This is a genomic window from Nonomuraea lactucae (assembly GCF_003313395.1).
GTDB lineage: Bacteria > Actinomycetota > Actinomycetes > Streptosporangiales > Streptosporangiaceae > Nonomuraea > Nonomuraea lactucae.
In genome coordinates this window covers 1-17,393 of the sequence record NZ_QNFZ01001026.1, presented here as the reverse complement: position 1 = coordinate 17,393, position 17,393 = coordinate 1, and the positions used below count along the sequence as shown (strand labels likewise).

Annotated in this window: 17 protein-coding genes, 1 tRNA gene and 1 pseudogene; 4 read left to right on the top strand and 15 right to left on the bottom strand. The window is 70.4% G+C overall.

What is annotated here, in order from left to right:
- A partial coding sequence (locus DQW85_RS38015) for an AfsR/SARP family transcriptional regulator (protein ID WP_420819215.1) occupies nucleotides 1–411 on the bottom strand: 411 nt, incomplete at its 3' end.
- Nucleotides 412–474: 63 nt separating this feature from the next.
- Here DQW85_RS38015 and DQW85_RS38010 point away from each other — a divergent pair.
- On the top strand, nucleotides 475–1,335 hold the full coding sequence (locus DQW85_RS38010) for an NAD(P)-dependent oxidoreductase (protein ID WP_113704573.1): 861 nt from the start codon (nucleotides 475–477) through the stop codon (nucleotides 1,333–1,335).
- Nucleotides 1,336–1,348: 13 nt separating this feature from the next.
- Here the strand turns inward: DQW85_RS38010 and DQW85_RS38005 are convergent, their stop codons facing one another.
- Nucleotides 1,349–2,719 (bottom strand): cystathionine beta-synthase, encoded by a 1,371-nt coding sequence (locus DQW85_RS38005; protein WP_113704578.1) that lies wholly within the window; start codon nucleotides 2,717–2,719, stop codon nucleotides 1,349–1,351.
- 128 nt (nucleotides 2,720–2,847) lie between these two features.
- Here DQW85_RS38005 and DQW85_RS38000 point away from each other — a divergent pair, with 128 nt between their 5' ends.
- From DQW85_RS38000 to DQW85_RS37990, 3 genes are all read left to right on the top strand, one after another.
- Nucleotides 2,848–3,831 (top strand): SGNH/GDSL hydrolase family protein, encoded by a 984-nt coding sequence (locus DQW85_RS38000; RefSeq protein WP_113704572.1) that lies wholly within the window; start codon nucleotides 2,848–2,850, stop codon nucleotides 3,829–3,831.
- A gap of 59 nt (nucleotides 3,832–3,890) precedes the next feature.
- Complete coding sequence (locus tag DQW85_RS37995; RefSeq protein WP_113704577.1) at nucleotides 3,891–5,249, top strand: outer membrane protein assembly factor BamB family protein; 1,359 nt, start codon at nucleotides 3,891–3,893, stop codon at nucleotides 5,247–5,249.
- Nucleotides 5,250–5,343: 94 nt separating this feature from the next.
- Nucleotides 5,344–6,561, top strand: a complete 1,218-nt coding sequence (locus tag DQW85_RS37990; protein ID WP_113704571.1) for an acetyl-CoA C-acetyltransferase — start codon at nucleotides 5,344–5,346, stop codon at nucleotides 6,559–6,561.
- Nucleotides 6,562–6,624: 63 nt separating this feature from the next.
- Here DQW85_RS37990 and DQW85_RS37985 read toward each other — a convergent pair whose 3' ends face one another.
- The 13 genes and pseudogenes from DQW85_RS37985 to DQW85_RS37925 all read right to left on the bottom strand — a co-directional run.
- A complete protein-coding gene (locus DQW85_RS37985) occupies nucleotides 6,625–7,191 on the bottom strand; it encodes a dihydrofolate reductase family protein (RefSeq protein ID WP_113704570.1) in 567 nt (188 codons plus the stop codon).
- 133 nt (nucleotides 7,192–7,324) lie between these two features.
- Nucleotides 7,325–7,735, bottom strand: a complete 411-nt coding sequence (locus DQW85_RS37980; protein ID WP_113704569.1) for a PPOX class F420-dependent oxidoreductase — start codon at nucleotides 7,733–7,735, stop codon at nucleotides 7,325–7,327.
- A 56-nt stretch (nucleotides 7,736–7,791) separates the two neighbouring features.
- Nucleotides 7,792–8,025 (bottom strand): DUF4287 domain-containing protein, encoded by a 234-nt coding sequence (locus DQW85_RS37975; RefSeq protein WP_113704576.1) that lies wholly within the window; start codon nucleotides 8,023–8,025, stop codon nucleotides 7,792–7,794.
- 156 nt (nucleotides 8,026–8,181) lie between these two features.
- On the bottom strand, nucleotides 8,182–8,973 hold the full coding sequence (locus DQW85_RS37970) for a Bax inhibitor-1/YccA family protein (protein WP_113704568.1): 792 nt from the start codon (nucleotides 8,971–8,973) through the stop codon (nucleotides 8,182–8,184).
- 167 nt (nucleotides 8,974–9,140) lie between these two features.
- Nucleotides 9,141–9,213 (bottom strand) — tRNA-Leu (locus DQW85_RS37965).
- Nucleotides 9,214–9,731: 518 nt separating this feature from the next.
- Nucleotides 9,732–11,048, bottom strand: coding sequence for an NAD(P)/FAD-dependent oxidoreductase (locus tag DQW85_RS37960; RefSeq protein ID WP_113704575.1), 1,317 nt, complete (start codon nucleotides 11,046–11,048; stop codon nucleotides 9,732–9,734).
- 151 nt (nucleotides 11,049–11,199) lie between these two features.
- A complete protein-coding gene (locus DQW85_RS37955; RefSeq protein WP_113704567.1) occupies nucleotides 11,200–11,994 on the bottom strand; it encodes a uracil-DNA glycosylase in 795 nt (264 codons plus the stop codon).
- A gap of 202 nt (nucleotides 11,995–12,196) precedes the next feature.
- Nucleotides 12,197–13,645, bottom strand: coding sequence for a hypothetical protein (locus DQW85_RS37950; protein WP_113704566.1), 1,449 nt, complete (start codon nucleotides 13,643–13,645; stop codon nucleotides 12,197–12,199).
- 164 nt (nucleotides 13,646–13,809) lie between these two features.
- On the bottom strand, nucleotides 13,810–14,766 hold the full coding sequence (locus DQW85_RS37945; protein ID WP_113704565.1) for a Ppx/GppA phosphatase family protein: 957 nt from the start codon (nucleotides 14,764–14,766) through the stop codon (nucleotides 13,810–13,812).
- Nucleotides 14,757–15,269 carry a DUF501 domain-containing protein gene (locus DQW85_RS37940; RefSeq protein ID WP_113704564.1) on the bottom strand — a complete coding sequence of 171 codons (513 nt, stop codon included), beginning with the start codon at nucleotides 15,267–15,269 and terminating at the stop codon, nucleotides 14,757–14,759. Before DQW85_RS37940 ends, DQW85_RS37945 begins: the two co-directional genes overlap by 10 nt.
- Entirely contained in the window at nucleotides 15,256–15,678 is a 423-nt protein-coding gene (locus tag DQW85_RS37935; RefSeq protein WP_113704574.1) for an FtsB family cell division protein, read from the bottom strand. The genes DQW85_RS37940 and DQW85_RS37935 overlap by 14 nt, the downstream gene beginning before the upstream one ends.
- A gap of 119 nt (nucleotides 15,679–15,797) precedes the next feature.
- A complete protein-coding gene (eno, locus tag DQW85_RS37930; RefSeq protein WP_113704563.1) occupies nucleotides 15,798–17,075 on the bottom strand; it encodes a phosphopyruvate hydratase in 1,278 nt (425 codons plus the stop codon).
- Between the two features lie 123 nt (nucleotides 17,076–17,198).
- Nucleotides 17,199–17,393: pseudogene (locus DQW85_RS37925) on the bottom strand (nucleoside triphosphate pyrophosphohydrolase); the annotation flags it as partial.

Below are 17,393 nucleotides of genomic sequence, written 5' to 3'. Positions count from 1 at the left end.
GCCGAGCCGGGCCGCGCGCTCGCGCGGGCCGCCGGAGGGGCGTTCGAGGAGGTCGCGGAAGCGGTCGGCGTCGGACGCGGCGGACGCCAGCCGGTAGCCGGCCGGGCCGTGCACCACCAGACCGGGGTCGCCGAGCGCGCGGCGGAGCTGGGAGACCCGGGCCTGGAGGGTTCCGGCGGGGTTGCGGCCTGGCCGCTCGCCCCACAGGTCGTCGATCAGCCGGCCCGCCGAGACCGGGCCGCCCCCGTGCGCCAGCAGGTCGGCCAGCAGGGCGCGCACCTTCGGCTCCCCCACCGTCACCTGCCCGCCGTCCTCCGTCCACACCGCCAGCGGGCCGAGCACCCCGAACCGCAGCACTCCCGACCGCAGCACCCCGGACCGCGCCCCCGACCGCCCCCCGAATCGCTCCACGACAGGTCCAACCCGTAGCCGGCCCGAAGGATTTCCGTAGCCGCCTGACGCAGGGTCGGAGCCATGACCGACGTGACAGTGATCGGCCTGGGGCCGATGGGTTCGACTATGGCGGAGACGTTCCTCGCCGCCGGCCACGACGTGACGGTGTGGAACCGCACCGCGAGCAAGGCGGAGCCCCTCGTGGCGAAGGGGGCCAGGCTCGCGGCCACCCCCGCCGACACGGGGGAGCTCCTGGTGATCAGCCAGATCAGCTACCAGGCGATGTACGACAGCCTGGGCGACCTGAGGCTGGACGGGAAGGTGCTGGTCAACCTCAGCTCGGGCACTCCTGAGGAGCTGCGCGCGGCTGCCCGCTGGGTGGCCGGGCGAGGCGGCGTCCTCGTCACCGGCGGCATCATGGTGCCGCCGCCGGGCATCGGCAGACCGGGCGCCTACACGTTCTACAGCGGGCCGAAGGAGCCGCTCGACCGGCACGCGGAGACGCTGAAGGCACTCGCCGACGTCCACCACGTCGGCGCGGACGAGGGCCTGGCGATGATGTACTACCAGGCCCAGCTGCTCGTCTTCTGGTCCAGCCTGACCAGCTACATGCACGCCGTCGCGCTGCTCGGCACGGCGGGCGTGGCGCCCCAGGACTTCATCCCGTACGCCCAGGAGACCTTCACCGGGCTGGGCGGCGACGGACCGATGGGGTTCGCCAGGATCCTGGGCGAGGAGATCGCGGCAGGGGTGTACCCGGGCGAGCTCAACAGCCTCCACATGCAGGCGGTCGGCCTCGGCCACGCCGTCCACGCGCTGAAGGACGCGGGACTGGAGACCACGGTGCCGGAGGCCCTCAAGGCGCTCTTCGAGCGGGCCGACGCAGAAGGGCGCGGCCAGGAAGGGCTCGGCACCGTGATCGAGTCGATCAGGAAGCCCTAGCCTTCGACCAGGGTCAGTGGTTGGCGAGGAAGGCGAGCAGGTCCTGGCGGGTGATGAGCCCGGCGGGCTTGCCGTCCTCGAGCACCACCGCGGCGTCGGCCTTCTCCAGGGCCTCGACCGCGCGCGCCACCGGCTCGCCGCTGCCGATCGTCGGCAGCGGCGCCGACATGTGCTCGGCGATCGGGTCGTCGGACGACAGCTTGCCGTGGTAGAGCGCCTCCAGCAGGTCGCGCTCGACGATCGAGCCGACCACCTCGGCGGCCATGACCGGCGGCTCCTCCTTCATCACCGGCAGCTGCGACACCGAGTATTCACGCATGATCGAGATGGCCGTGCCGACCGACTCGTGCGGGTGGACGTGCACGAACTCCGGCAGCCCGGCCGCCTTGCGGGCCAGCACGTCGCCCACCAGGCCCTCGTCGGACGAGGTGGTCAGGAACCCGTAGTCGGCCATCCAGTCGTCGTTGAAGATCTTGGACAGGTAGCCCCGGCCGCCGTCGGGCAGCAGCACGACCACCACGTCGTCGGGCCCCGTGGTGGCCGCCACCCTCAGCGCGGCCACCACGGCCATCCCGCACGAGCCGCCGACGAGCAGCCCCTCCTCGCGGGCGAGCCTGCGGGTCATGGTGAAGGAGTCCTTGTCGGACACCGCGATGACCTCATCGCAGATGCCGGTGTCGTAGGTGGCCGGCCAGATGTCCTCGCCGACGCCTTCGACCAGGTAGGGCCGGCCGGAGCCGCCCGAGTAGACCGAGCCCTCCGGGTCGGCGCCGATGATCTTCACCCGGCCCCCGGAGACCTCCTTGAGATAGCGGCCGGTGCCGCTGATGGTGCCCCCGGTGCCGATGCCGGCGACGAAGTGGGTGATCCTGCCCTCGGTCTGCTCCCACAGCTCCGGTCCGGTCGAGTGGTAGTGGGAGTCGGGGTTGTTGACGTTGGAATACTGGTCGGGCTTCCAGGCGTTCGGGATCTCCCCTGCCAGCCGGTCGGAGACCGAGTAGTAGGAGTCGGGGTGGTCGGGCGAGACCGCGGTCGGGCAGACCACCACCTCGGCGCCGTAGGCGCGCAGCACGGCGATCTTGTCCTGGGCGACCTTGTCGGGCACCACGAACACGCACCGGTAGCCCTTCTGCTGGGCCACGATGGCCAGGCCCACGCCGGTGTTGCCGGACGTCGGCTCGACGATGACGCCGCCGGGGCGCAGCTCGCCGGACGCCTCGGCCGCCTCGATCATGCGGACCGCGATGCGGTCCTTGACCGAGCCGCCGGGGTTGAAGTACTCGACCTTGGCGAGCACCTGGGCGGGCGCCCCCGCGGAGACCTTGTGCAGCCTGACGAGCGGGGTGTTGCCCATGAGTTCGACCAGGGAATCATGTACGCGCACCGAGGTGTTCACCTTCTTTGCCGAAGCTTGGTCAGCTTGCTGGTCGCCGAGATCCGATGGGGGTGGCAGGCGCTCGGCTAGTTTTCCAAGCAAACGCTACCGCCGAGTTCGACCGAGGGGGGCACCGCATGGTCTGGGCGCCGGGAGTGGCGCGCGCAGCCCGCAAGATCGCCATCGCGGCCGCGCTGGGAGGCGGGGGCCTGACGGCTCTCGGAGTCACGGCGTACGCGCTGCTGATCCTGGAGAGCCTGATGGCCCGCAGGGTGATCGGGCTGCCGCACGGCATGGACGGCCCGCCCTCCGACGGCGTCTACGGCGAGTTCGCGGGCGAGCCGCTGACGATGGTCATGCTGGGCGACTCGACCTCCGTCGGCCTGGGCGCGAGCGACGCGGCGACGACGCCGGCGGTGCTGATCGCGAACGGCCTGGCCGCCGTCGCCGAACGGCCGGTGCGGCTGTGCGTCCTCGGCAAGTCCGGCGCGCCCTCGGCCGAGCTCGGCGAGCAGGTGGACCAGGCGCTGCGGCTGAATCCGGACGTGGCCGTCGTCTTCGTCGGCGCGAACGACGTGGTCACGCAGACCCCGCCCGCCACGGCGGTGCGTCACCTGGTCAAGGCGGTGCGGCGGCTGTGCGACGCCGGCGCGGAGGTGGTCGTCGGCACCTGCCCCGATCTGGGCACGGTACGGCCGATCGCGCAGCCGCTGCGCTGGGTGACCAGGCGGTGGAGCCGCCAGCTGGCCGCCGCCCAGACGGTCGCGGTGGTCGACGCGGGCGGGCGCACGGTGGCGTTCGCCGACCTTCTGGGGCCCGAATTCGATACAAACCCCGGCGAAATGTTCGGACCGGATCGTTTCCATCCATCTGACCGAGGTTACGCACAGGCCGCTTACGCGGTGCTACCTTCTGTATGCACTGCGTTGGGGTTGTGGCCCGAGCCGCGCCCCGGGCGCGGCGAAGGACTGCAACCGATTTACCTCGCGGCGGCCACGGCCGCGGAGGAGTCCGGCACCGAGGTCTCCGCGACCCGGGTCGCAGGGCAGGCGACGGGCCCCCACGGCAGGTGGGTGACGTTGTTCCGCCGACGGCCGGGGCCGATGCTCAAGGACGCCTGACACCGGTCACCCTCCGCGCCGCGGCCGTCACTCCCCGTCCCCTTTGGAGTGGATTGATCGTGCTCCGGCCCCTCGCGAAACCCGCCCTCGCCCTAGCCGGGACCCTCGCCCTGACCGGCTCGCTGACCGGCTGCTCCGGCAGCGACGCGGCCACGGCGCCCTTCCCGAGCTGGCACAACCCTCAGGTCAACGTCGTCAGCCGGATGGTCTCCGCGGGCGGGATCGTCGCGGCCACGTCCATGAGGCCCGACGGCTCGCTCGAGACGGTCACGCTCGACCTGGCCAGCGGCAGGAGGCTCTGGGCCCATCCGGCCACGATGGCGGGCCGCCTGCCCGGCATGGGCGTCTCGGCCCCCGCCATCGCCGAGCTGCCGCAGAAGGGCCAAGCCGTCGTCGTCGCGCTCGACCCGGCCAAGAAGGACCGCTGGAACGCCACGGTCGTCGCCCGCGACGCCCGCACCGGCCGCCGGCTGTGGACCAGGCCGGTCCACTCCACGTTCGGCCCCCAGCGCTGCGGCCCCCACATCTGCCTGCCGGAGCACACCGCGCTGTCGTCGGCGCGCGTCGCGGTCCTCGACCCGGCAACGGGCAGGCTCGTGTGGAAGGTGCCCGGCCTGGCCGAGGTCGAGTGGTCCGACCCCGGGCGGGTGCTGATGCTCCGCCTGGCCGCCAACCCGGAGATCGAGTCGTACGACGCCAGGACCGGCAAGCTGCAGTGGCAGCAGCCCATCGAGCAGGCGCTCGGACCCGGCATCGACCTGTCGGGCGGCTGGGCCTTCGGCGCCACCGGCGATGACCTGGTCGGCTACGTCGCCCCCTACACCAACCCCCGCACGAAGAAGGCCTCCACCTTCGGCCTGTTCTCCATCAAGATCGCCGATGGCACGGTCAACTGGATGCGGCCCTCCGTGGTGCGCGTCTATCCCAGTGGCAACCCCGGCTTCGCCCCTGTCGTGCGCCCGGTCGACCAGCAGGGCGGCTACGGCGGCTTCGCCAGGCTCGACTCCGACACCGGCCGCGTGATCGGGCAGATCATGGCCGCGGAGGTGCCCGGCTCGGGCTGGTGGCTCGCCTTCCCCGACCGCATGGACAAGCTGGGTTTCCTCAAGCACGGCAGCAAAGGCACGGTCTTCGACCTCGCCACGGGCCGGGCGGTGCCGGTCGAGGAGCAGCGCGGCTGGTCGTTCTGCGTGACCGACCCCAAGCCCCTCCCCCTGCGCGGTCAGGCGCCCGGCTTCTACTCGGTGGCCGCGCTGTGCGAGTACGACCTCGCGACGGGCAGGCGCGTGGCGGGCGCGCAGGCCCCGCCGTCGTGGTTCACCGGCAGCCAGCACGGCTGGCGGGTGTGGCGCGACGAGAAGGGCGCCGTCCGCGCGGTCAACGACAACACCGCCACCGCGCCCGGCATGTACGGCTAGCGGACCGGAGACCGCCTCGACGGAGGGGGCGACGGGACCGCCCGACAGCACTGAAATATAGTTCTGGTACGAGTGCTGACAAAGGAGGGGCCATATGCCCGAGGCAGTCATCGTCGCCACCGCCCGGTCGCCCATCGGGCGGGCCTTCAAGGGGTCGCTCAAGGACCTCCGCGCGGACGACCTGACCGTTCAGATGATCAGGGCCGCGCTGGACAAGGTCCCCCAGCTCGACCCCACGACGATCGACGACATCATGCTGGGCTGCGGCCTGCCGGGCGGCGAGCAGGGCTTCAACATGGCCCGCGTGGTGTCCGTGATGCTGGGCCTGGACGGCGTGCCCGGCACCACGATCACCCGCTACTGCTCGTCGTCCCTGCAGACCACCAGGATGGCGTTCCACGCGATCAAGGCGGGCGAGGGCGACGTGTTCGTGTCGGCCGGCGTCGAGATGGTGTCGCGGTTCGCCAAGGGCAACTCCGACTCCCTCCCCGAGACGCACAACCCTGTCTTCGACGAGGCGGTGTCGCGCACCCAGGAGTTCGCCGGAGGCGGCCACACCTGGCACGACCCGCGCGAGGACGGCACGGTGCCCGACATCTACATCGCCATGGGCCAGACCGCCGAGAACCTCGCCCAGATCAAGGGCGTCAGCCGCAAGGACCAGGACGAGTTCGGCGTGCGCTCCCAGAACCTCGCCGAGAAGGCGCTCGCCGACGGCTTCTGGCAGAAGGACATCACCCCGGCGACGCTGCCCGACGGCACCGTGGTGGCCAAGGACGACGGGCCGCGCGCCGGCACCACCTACGAGGCCGTGTCCGGTCTCAAGCCCGTCTTCCGGCCCGACGGCACCGTCACGGCCGGCAACTGCTGCCCGCTGAACGACGGGGCGGCGGCCGTCATCGTCATGAGCGACGTGCGGGCCGCCGAACTGGGCATCACCCCGCTGGCGCGCATCGTCTCCACCGGCGTCACCGGCCTGTCGCCCGAGATCATGGGGCTGGGCCCGGTCGAGGCGTCGAAGCAGGCGCTGGCGCGGGCCGGGATGGCGATCGAGGACGTGGACCTGGTCGAGATCAACGAGGCGTTCGCGGCCCAGGTCATCCCGTCCTACCGCGACCTGGGCATCGACCTCGACCGCCTCAACGTCAACGGTGGGGCCATCGCCGTGGGCCACCCGTTCGGCATGACCGGGGCCCGCATCACCTCCACGCTGATCAACAGCCTCCAGCACCACGACAAGTCGATCGGGCTGGAGACGATGTGCGTGGGCGGCGGCCAGGGCATGGCCATGATCATTGAGCGTCTCGGCTAGCCGAAGGACCGCTCCGGGCGCCCGGCCTCGCCAAGAGGGCCGGGCGCTCGGGTGTCCGAGGGTCTAGCGCGCCACGCGGTAGCGGAGGTGGACGACTCTCGAGCGGAAGGCGCGGGGGGTCTCGACGAGTTCGAGATCCACCCGGCGCTCGCGCTGGGGAAAGAACGGAATGCCACCGCCGACCAGCACTGGGTAGACCATGGCCCGGTACTCGTCGATCAGACCCAACGCCGCCGCCTCGGCGGCGAGAGTCGCGCCGCCGATCGCGATGTCGCCCTCCCCCGGCTCGGCGCGCAACCGCTCGATCTCCTCCGCCAGGCCGCCGGAGGCCAGGCGGGCATTGCCCCGCACCGCCGAGAGCGTGGTGGAGAACACCACCTTCGGGAGCGGCTTCCAGAGCGCGGCCCACTCGAGCTCTGAGTCGTCCAGCGATGCATCCTGGTCGGCGGTCTCCCAGTACAGCATCGTCTCGTACAGCCGCCGTCCCAACAGGTGGACGCCGACCCCTCGTATCTCGTCGATCCAGAAGCGAAAGACCTCCTCGTCGGGCACCGTCCAGTCGAAGTCGCCGTCGGGCCCGACGATGTAGCCGTCAAGTGAGACGCTCATCGAATAGGTCACGCTGCGCATCAGAAGTCCTCCTCGGTGACGGGTTCGGCAGTACGACCGCCGGACGCCGCAGGACTCATCGCGGCTCGCGAGATCCCCTGGGCTGCCCTGCCCACACTCCCAGGCGCTTGCCGGCGGCGGAACTAGCCGGGGTCTAGCCGTGGAAGTCGGGGCCGGCGCGTTCGGGGGTGACGCGGAGGACCACCCGCCTGTCACGGATCATGGCGGCCCGGTAGTCGTCCCAGTCCTGATGCTCACCTGAGACGTCGCGATAGTAGGAGATCAGGTGATCCATGGCGTCCGGCAGCGAGATGATCTCCGCCGTGCCGTCAACCTGGACCCACCCCCCGAAGAACGCATCCGTGAAGGCGCAGATCGACACACGGGGGTCGCGGCGGGCGTTCCGTGTCTTGACCGCCGTCTCCCTGCTGCTGATGACGATGCGCCCTTCAGCGTCCACGCCCACCAGCACCGGCGACAGCTGCGGCCGGCCGTCGGCGTGCCTGGTGAGCAGGACGGCGCGGTGGTTTCTGTGGAGGAAGTCGCGTGCCTTGTCCAGATCCATCCCACCATGATGACGCGCCCGTGCCATGGGCACGGGCGCGAGGTGGGACCTGAGGCCTAGATGAAGCCCATGCGGTTGCGGCGGTAGCGCTCGTGCTCGTGGACGATCGCGGCGGCGTAGCCGTGGGTGAGCCCGTGCTCGTCGGCGAGCCAGTTAGCCCGCTCGTCGCATCTGAGGAAGCTTGGACCGTTGTCGATGGCTTGGAACCACTCGGGGAGTTCGCGTCCCGTTATGGCGGGGACCCTTGCGATGAGCTTCGTTTGCGTCTCCGGTGAGTGGTTCAAGGACATGGGCACCTCCACGGAATAAGGTCCTTTGCTTGACACTGCAACACCTCATCCGGAATCGCAACCCCCAAGTCGCCACCAATTCGTTACGAGATGTTGATCTCCCGGCAAGCCGAAGGGCCCCGCCGGGAACGGCGAGGCCCTTGACGGCTGAGCGGATCAGTCGCTGCTGCTGAAGTAGCTGATGAAGCGCAGCACCTCGAGGTAGATCCAGACGAGGCTCAGCGTGAGCCCGAAGGCGCACTGCCAGGCGAACCTCTCAGGGGCGCCCTGCTTGACGCCCTGCTCGATCGAGTCGAAGTCGAGGAGCAGGAAGAAGCAGCCGATCAGGATCATCACGATGCTGAAGATCCAGCCCACCGGGGAGTCGGTGCGCAGGCCGAGACCGCCCTGGACGAAGAAGCCGAGGATCAGGTTGACCAGCGCGAGGCCCAGCGCCGCGATTGCGGCGGCCAGCACGAACTTGACCAGCTTCGGCGTGACGCGGACGACCCTCAGGGAGTAGACGGTGAGCACCGCGCCGAACGCGAACGCCGTGCCGAGCACGGCCTGGAGCACGATGCCGTTGAAGAACGACTCGTACAGGCTGCTGAGCGCGCCCAGGAACACGCCCTCGAAGACGGCGTAGCCGAGGATGAGCGCGGGGCTGGTGCTCTGCTTGAAGGCCGCGATCAGGCCGAGGACCAGCGCGACGAGGGCCGAGGCGACGGCCACGCCCATGGGGACCTGGAAATACCACGCCGCGGCGGCGCCGACGACGAGCGTGCCGAGGGTCATGAACCCGCGGACCACGACGTCGTCGAGCGTCATCGTCCGGTAGCCCGGCCTCGTCGGCGGGGCGTAGGACGGCGTGTCATACATGTTCTGCAGCTGCTGCGGCGTGGGGGCGGGCGCCCCCCATCCGCCGGTCTGCTGCCGCGACCTGCTGAAAACGGGGTTCTTGCTCTCCATCGCTGCCTCCTGCGCCGAGCCTATTCGACCGGTCGCCGCCTAGGTCAACTCGCGCCCGGATCTATGTGGTTTCGAGACGTCAACGCGAGCACAACGAACGTGACAGCCGGAGAGTTCCCGCCGTCAGCGGACCCGAAAACAGGTCCATTTCCAAAGGTGGGCGTGCGTGCCCCCGGCGGGATTCGAACCCGCACGTCAACCCTTTTAAGGGGTTTGCCTCTGCCATTGGGCTACGGGGGCGCCGCAATCATACGAAACGGACCATGCTCCCGAGGAGCACAACTTCGCATCATGCGTCACAACTGTGAAGCCTGCCATGAAGTGATAGGGCTCCTGGCACTCTGTCCAGGAAGAACGCCCTTGGTCCCGATGGTGCTGAAAGGACCGGGGTTCGGAGGCATCGGCTTCGATGGTGACGGGATCTTGCGTTTCTGGCAACCGCTTATGCGTAGTACGTGCGTTTTCCCTGCTCGGCGCGATGGCCGGCGGCGAGCCCGGTCGCGGGGGTTTTCACGGACCTTCACAGCACGTGAGTTTCTCCACGACGGAAAGTGATTTCGGAGTCAAGTCCGGTGCCGCCGCCGCCTGCCGGGTGTGAGCTCGGCCACGCCGTCCACCCCCTCCGGCGGCTCGGCTCCGGCGATGAGCACGGTCCCTCCTGGGAGCGCCACCCGTTGATCCCCTTTCGTCCGAAGATCTCGGGCACCGGTACGCCCCGGCGCGTGAGCACCGGGGCGCCTGCCGTGAACCGGGCCGTTCTAGCGGCGCATCGTCGCCACGGCCGCCCGGAACCCGTCACGCGGGTGTTCGACCTCGCCGAGGGAGATGGTCTCACGCTTGAAGAACAGCGCCAGGGTCCAGTCGACGACGACACGGACCTTCCGGTTCAGCGTCGGCACCCGCGACAGATGGTAGGTCCGGTGCATGAACCACGCAGGGAATCCGCGAAGCTTGACCCCGTAGACGTTGGCCACGCCCTGGTGCAGGCCGAGCCCGGCGACCGATCCCACGTACTTGTGACGGTAGTCGGCCAATTGCTCCCCGCGCAGGTGCCGGACGATGTTGTCGGCGAGCACCTTGGCCTGGCGCACCGCGTGCTGGGCGTTGGGCGCGCAATACTGGCCCGGGTTGGTCACGTCGGGAACGCCCGCCACGTCGCCGGCGGCGAAGGCGCCCTTGGTGCCCGCGACGGTCAGCGCGGCCGTGGTCTTGATCCGGCCGCGCTCGTCGAGCGGCAGGTCACCGGAGTTGACGACCGTGCTGGGCTTGACGCCGGCCGTCCAGACGAGCGTGTCGGCCTCGAACGCCGAGCCGTCGGAGAGCACGACGTGGCCGCCCACGCACGACTCCAGGCGGGTCTCGAGCTTGACCTCGATGCCGCGCTCGCGGAGCTGCTCCAGCGTCCACTTGCCCATCTCCGGGCCGACCTCGGGCAGCACCCGGTCGGTGGCCTCGACGAGCACCCAGCGGAGGTCTGAGGGCTCGATGTTGCGGTAGTAGCGCGTCGAGTCCTTGGCCATGTCCTCCAGCTCGGCCAGCGCCTCGACGCCCGCGAAGCCCGCGCCCACGACGACGAACGTCAGCGCCCGGCGGCGCACCTCGGGGTCGTCGGTCGACTCGGCCACGTCGAGCAGGTGCAGCACGCGGTTGCGCAGCGCGATGGCCTCGCCCACGGTCTTGAAGCCGATCCCGATGTCGGTGAGGCCGGGGATCGGCAGCGTCCGCGAGATCGAGCCGGCGGCCATCACGATGACGTCGTAGGAGATGTCCCGCGCCTGGCCCCCGGCCGGCTGGAACGTGACAGTCCGCTCGGCGTGGTGGACCTTGGTGACGGTGCCGTTGAGGATCCGCACCTTGGGCAGCACCCGGCGCAGGGGCGCGACCAGGTGCCGAGGTGACAGGTTGCCCGCCGCCGCCTCGGGGAGGAACGGCTGGTAGGTCATGTAGGACTGGGGGTCGATGATCGTGATGTTCACCTCGCCGGCGCGCAGCTCACGGCGGAGCGTGCGCTGGAGGCGCAACGCGGTGTAGAGGCCGACGTAGCCGCCGCCGACGATCACAATGTGCTTGTTCATCCTGAGGCCCATCCTCGTTTGTGAAAGCATTCACAAGCCTACTCAAGGCGGGCCCGGAACTCCAATGCGCGATCAATGCAACGCGTCACACCGCCGGCCGGGCGCCTCAGGCCAAGGCTCACGCCGCCAGCCGGGCGGCTCAGGCCAAGGCTCACGCCGCCAGCCGGGCGGCACGGGTGAAGACGTCGTCGAGCATCTGGGCGGTCACCTTGCCGGTGAACGTGTTCTGCTGGCTGGGGTGGTAGCAGCCGATCAGGGTCACGGGCGCGTCGCCGTGCCGGATCTCCGTCTCGGCCCCGTGGCCGAACGGCGGCCGGCTGCGCGGCAGGGCGTATCCCGCCTCCTTCAGCGCCAGCCAGAGGGCCTGCCAGGCATAGCCGCCGAGCGCGACGATCACCCGGACGTACGGCGCGACCAGCGCCACCTCGCGCGCCAGCCACGGGAAGCAGGCGGCCTTCTCCTCGGGCGCGGGCTTGTTGGCGGGTGGGGCGCAGCGCACCGAGGCCACCACGCGGGCGCCGATCAGCTCCTGCCCGTCGCCGGCGTGCGTGCTGGTCTCCCGCGTGGCCAGACCGCAGCGGTGGAGCGAGGCGAACAGCCAGTCGCCGCTGCGGTCGCCGGTGAAGATGCGGCCGGTCCTGTTTCCCCCGTGGGCCGCCGGGGCGAGGCCCGCGATCAGGACGCGGGGCCGCTCGGCGCCCCAGCCGGGGACCGGCCGTCCCCAGTAGGTCTCGTCCGCGAACGCGCGCCGCCTCACCCGGGCGACCTCCTCGCGCCATTCCACCAGGCGGGGACAGGCGCGGCAGACGGACTGCCGCGCCGTGAGCTCCGCGAGGGTGTTGCTGGTGGCGGCCAGGCGCAGCACGTCCGCGGGGTCGTGGGCGACCGGCGTGTCAGCGGTCGCCGGATCGCCCGGCCAGCCGGTGCCGGGAGGTACGAAGCTCATGACACCGATGGTGCCCGACTGGCGGCTCTCCGCGGGGTCGCAGGGGCAGCGTCGCCCTCATGACCGGGGTGCGGTAGGCCCCTCCTTGAGCAGGGATGCCGAGGCGTCGCCCACCTCGCGCAGGCGGCCCAAGAAACCGGATGGCGCCACGGGGGACGCCATCCGGTTCAGTTCACCTGATCAGACGGTGTTGCCCGTCCGGTCAGCCCTTGGCCGCGGCGGGCTTCGGGCAGGTCGCCACGTAGGCGGTGCTGCCGGAGGACGCCGAGTTGGGGCTGATCACGACGAGCTCGGCCGATCCCGAGGTCTCGGAGGCACCATGGGTGCCGCCGATGCCCCAGCTCACGTCCAGGCTGCCGTTCACCTGGCGCTCAAGCGTCTGGTCGCGCTTGCCGTCGATCACCCAGTAGTACTTCACCGTGGTGGGACCGGTGCTGGTGAGCGTGGCCCTGAAGTCCACGCCGGGGCCCCGGTTGTCACGGCACTGGTCGTTGCGCTGACCCGCGACCGCGACCCTGGACACCGAGACCGTGGGCCTCGGCGACTGGCATGCGGAGTAGGACTGCGTGATCGAGTCGGAGTTGCGCGGCCCGAAGACCGTCAGCGTGATCCGGCCGCCCCTGGTGGCGGCGCCGGACAGAGCCTGCTCCGAGAGGGAGACGTTCCGGGTGCCGCCGTGGCGGAACCAGGTGTCGCCCCTGAGGACGGACTCGCCGTTCACCTTCCACACCCACTCGACGCGGCCGCGGCCGTTCGAGTGGATGTCGGCGCGCGCGCCGACCTTGCAGCCGTCGTTGTTGGTCGACGTCACGAGGCCGGACACCGAGACGCGCGAGTCCGGAGCCTCGTCCTTGCACCAGACCTTGTAGTAGGCCCGGTTGGAGTAGGTGCGGTCCGGACGCAGGACCTCGAGCACCGCGTAACCGCGCTGGTTCTCGCGCGGAGAGATGCCGAAGCCGACGCGCTTCTGGTGCCACACCTTGGTCTTGCCGTAGTCGACGACCTCGCCGTTCAGGATCCAGCGGTACTTGACCCAGGACGGCTCGCTGACCCTGATCACACCGTTGAAGTCGATCTTGTCGCCCGGCGTGCAGGGACCGACGTAGGACTCCGGGCTCGCCCAGGCGCGGGCCGAGACCCTGGCGCGCTTGGTGAGCTGGTCCTCGTCGATGACGGTGGGGCTGCTGGCGCAGTCGACCGAGAAGTAGCCCTTCTTGGACGTCACCTTGCGCGGGCTGAGGACCTGCAGGGCCTCCCAGCCCTTGGTGTCCTCGCCGAAGGTGTTGGACTGCGTCGCCTTGACGTACTTGGTGCCCTTGCCCTTGAGCCAGACCGACTTGACCTTGCTCGCGGACCCGTCACCGTGCAGCCAGCGGTAGGACACCTTGGCCTTGCCGTTGAGCTTGACCTTGATCTTGGCCGAGAAGCTGACCTTCGCCGGACAGGACCCCTCGTAGTCACGCGTCGACGGCTTGGGCGTGGTGACCGAGACCTTAGGACGCCCCGTCGAGGTGGTTGTGGCGGCGGCCGCGGTGCCGGCGGTCGCCGTGGCGGCCTGAGCCGGGCTGGCGACCAGCCCGACCATGCCGGCCAACACGGCGGCGGAGGCGCCGAACGCCGCCGCCCTCCGTGCTAAGGATGAGACCTTCATGTTGAGAGTGCTCCATTCCGTGAGGGAAAAGATGCGCTCGGGAACGGTCGCCACGCCGACACCATACGTGTCCGGCAATATGGCAAAGCCCCCGCAATGCCCCTTTACCTAAGCATATTACTGATTGCACGCTCAACACGTTCGAGAACGTGAAATGTCCGGATTTAGAGACTCTTTCCTGCTATAGACCAGGTAATTCCGTCAAGGATGTCGTGTTCGCTCACCACGACCTGCGGAAACGCGAAACGCCGCACGACGCGGTCGAGGATCAGAGCCCCGGCGCCAATCACGTCGACCCGGCCCGGATGCATCACGGGAATGCTCGCCCGCTCACCATGGGTCATCGCGAGCAGCCGCCGCGTGACGTCGTGGACCTGTTCGGCGCCTATTCGCGAGTGATGGATCCGGTCGCTGTCGTACGACGGCAGACCGAGCGCGATGCCCGCGACCGTCGTCACCGATCCGGCCAGCCCGACCAGCGTGTGCGCCCTCCCCACGGGCACCGCCCCGGCCACCCGGTCGAGCGCGGCCTCGATGTCGGCCACCACGGCCTCCAGCGCCGCCGCCGACGGCGGGTCTCCCGCCCCGCGCAGGTGCCGCTCGGTCAGCCGCACGCAGCCGATGTCCACCGAGATGGAGGCGTCGGCGTGGCGCGAGCCCACCACGAACTCGGTCGAGCCGCCGCCGATGTCCACGACCAGATAGGGCGGCATCGGCCCCTCGGGCACCTCCGTCTCAGGCGACAGGTGGAGCAGCCCCCGGGTCGCGCCCGTGAACGAGAGCTCGGCCTCCTCGTCGCCGCTGACCACCTCCGGCTCGACGCCGAAGATCGCGGTCACCCCGTCGACGAACTCCTGCCTGTTGGCCGCGTCGCGCGTCGCGCTCGTCGCCACGACCCTGGTGCGCTTGGCGCCGTGCCGGTCGATGAGCTCGCGATAGGCGCGCATCGCGGCGAAGGTCCGCTCCAGCGCGCCGGCCGACAGCCTGCCGGTCTCGTCGACGCCCTGGCCCAGCCGTACGATCTCCATCCGCCGCTCGACCTCGGTGAGCGTGTCGTCGAAGACGTCGGCGACGAGCAGGCGAACGGAGTTGGTGCCACAGTCGACGGCGGCTACACGCATGGTCCGTCACTCCACCAGTCGGGGAGGGCGTCGAGCGCCTCCCTGCCGAACGGGTTGGTCCCCGGGGCCGCCAGCTCGTGCGCGACGAGCGCGTGCAGGCACTTGACGCGCAGCGGCATGCCCCCGGTGCTCTGCATGTCGCGCGGGAGCGGCTCCATGCCCTCCTGCTCGGCCGCCTTGTCGCGCCTGGCGATGTAGTCGTCGTGGGCGGCCCGATAGCGCTCCGCCAGCTCGGGATCGGTCGCCAGCCTGGCCTGCATCTCTCGCATGAGGCCCGACCCTTCGAGCGTGCCGATGGCGGAGGCCGCCTTCGGGCAGGTCAGGTAGTAGAGGGTGGGGAACGGCGAGCCGTCGGGCAGGCGAGGCGCGGTCTCGACCACGTCGGGATCGCCGCACGGGCAGCGGTGCGCCACCCCGCGAAGGCCCCTCGGCGGGCGCCCGAGCTGCCGCCGGACCGCCTCCACGTCACGCTGGTCGGTGCCGCTCCGCTCAGGGCTGTCCAACGGTCTCCTTCTCCCCGGCGCCCGCCTTGCGGCCGGTGCCCTTGTCGGCGGCCTCGACGGACTCCCACAGAGTCTGGTACCACGGCGGCGCCGGGGCCGCCTGCTTGACGGTCGTCTGCCCCGGCCGCGGCTGAACCTCCATGACCACGTAGCACTTCTCGCCGGGCCCGCAGTAGTGGAGTCGCTCCTTGGCCGCGCGCTTGATCCAGTTGGGGTCGCGGATCTGCCTGGCCTGCGCCTCCAGCGCCCGGCGCTCGGCCTCGACCCGCGCCTTCTCCGCCTGCAGCTCCGCGATGGCGCGGCGCTGCGCGATGTACTCGCGCACCGGATAGGCCAGGCTCATCGCGATCGCGCACACCACGATCGCGAGGATGGCGGCCCGCCCGGTCAGCTGCGGCCTCTTCGCCATGCTGCGCATCCCCCCTAGTCGTACCGCGCCGCTCTCACGGCCCCGCCGCGCGCGCTCCTCCGACGGCTCCGGCGTACGGGCCCGCGGTGGATCGGCGGCCACGGGCCCGTACCCGGAAACTACCTCCGGAAGCGCGGAAAGGCCGCGCGGCCCGCGTAACGGGCGGCGTCGTCGAGAATCTCCTCGATGCGAAGCAACTGGTTGTACTTGGCCACCCGGTCGGAGCGGGCCGGCGCGCCGGTCTTGATCTGGCCGCAGTTGACGGCCACGGCCAGGTCGGCGATCGTCGTGTCCTCGGTCTCGCCGGAGCGGTGGCTCATCATGCAGCGATAGCCGCTGCGGTGGGCCAGGTCGACCGCGTCGAGCGTCTCGGACAGGGTGCCGATCTGGTTGACCTTGACCAGCAGCGCGTTGGCGGTGCCGCTCCGGATGCCCCGCTCGAGCCGCTCGGGGTTGGTCACGAACAGGTCGTCGCCGACGAGCTGGACCCGGTCGCCGAGCGCCTCGGTGATGGCCTTCCAGCCTTCCCAGTCCTCCTCGTCGAGCGGGTCCTCGATGGAGACGAGCGGGTAGTTCTCGACCAGGTCGGTGTAGAAGGCGACGAGCTCCTGGGCCGAGATGCCCTTGCCATCGATCGTGTAGACGCCGTCCTTGTGGAACTCGGTGGCGGCCACGTCGAGCGCCAGCGCGACGTCCTCGCCCGGCGTGTAGCCGGCCCGCTCGATGGCGACCAGGATCAGGTCGAGCGCGTCGCGGTTGGACGGCAGGTTGGGGGCGAAGCCGCCCTCGTCGCCCAGCCCGGTGGCGTAGCCCTTCTCCTTCAGCACGCGCTTGAGGGCGTGGTAGACCTCGGTGCCCATGCGCACGGCCTCGCGGAACGTCTCCGCCCCGATCGGTGCGATCATGAACTCCTGGATGTCGACGTTGGTGTCGGCGTGGGCGCCGCCGTTGAGGATGTTCATCATCGGCACGGGCAGGACGTGCGCGTTGGGGCCGCCGAGGTAGCGGAAGAGCGGCAGCTCGGCACTGTCGGCGGCGGCCTTGGCGACGGCCAGCGACACGCCCAGGATCGCGTTGGCGCCCAGCTTGGACTTGTTGGGCGTCGCGTCCAGGTCGATCATGATCTGGTCGATGATGCGCTGGTCCTCGGCCTCGACGCCGTGGATCTCCTCGAAGATCTCGTCGGTGACGGCCAGCACGGCCTTCTCCACGCCCTTGCCGCCGTAGCGCTCGTCGCCGTCGCGCAGCTCCACGGCCTCGAACTGCCCGGTGGAGGCGCCGCTCGGCACGGCCGCCCGGCCGCTGCTGCCGTCGTCGAGGACCACCTCGACCTCGACCGTGGGGTTGCCCCGGGAGTCGAGGATCTCACGTGCGTAAACGACCTCGATGGTTGCCACGGGATGCGCTCCTAAATCGAAAAGGCAATATGCCATCAGAGCCTATCGGTACGGCCGGTCCCCGCCCCTCGGAGGCCGCACGCGCTCCCGCGTCCCGGCACCGTCCCCGAGGCCCGCACGCCGCTACGACTCGTGGGACTCCGATTCGTGGGTCTCCCAGGCATGTACGCGCTCCCGGTAGGAGCGGGCGGCGGCGCGCAGCTCGGCATCGGGATCGATGCCCGCGCGCCGGGCGCGGATCACCAGGTCGAACAGCTCCCGCCCGACGCCCTGGCCGACCGCCGAGGCGAGGGCCTCCGGCGCGCCCGCCCGCTCGGC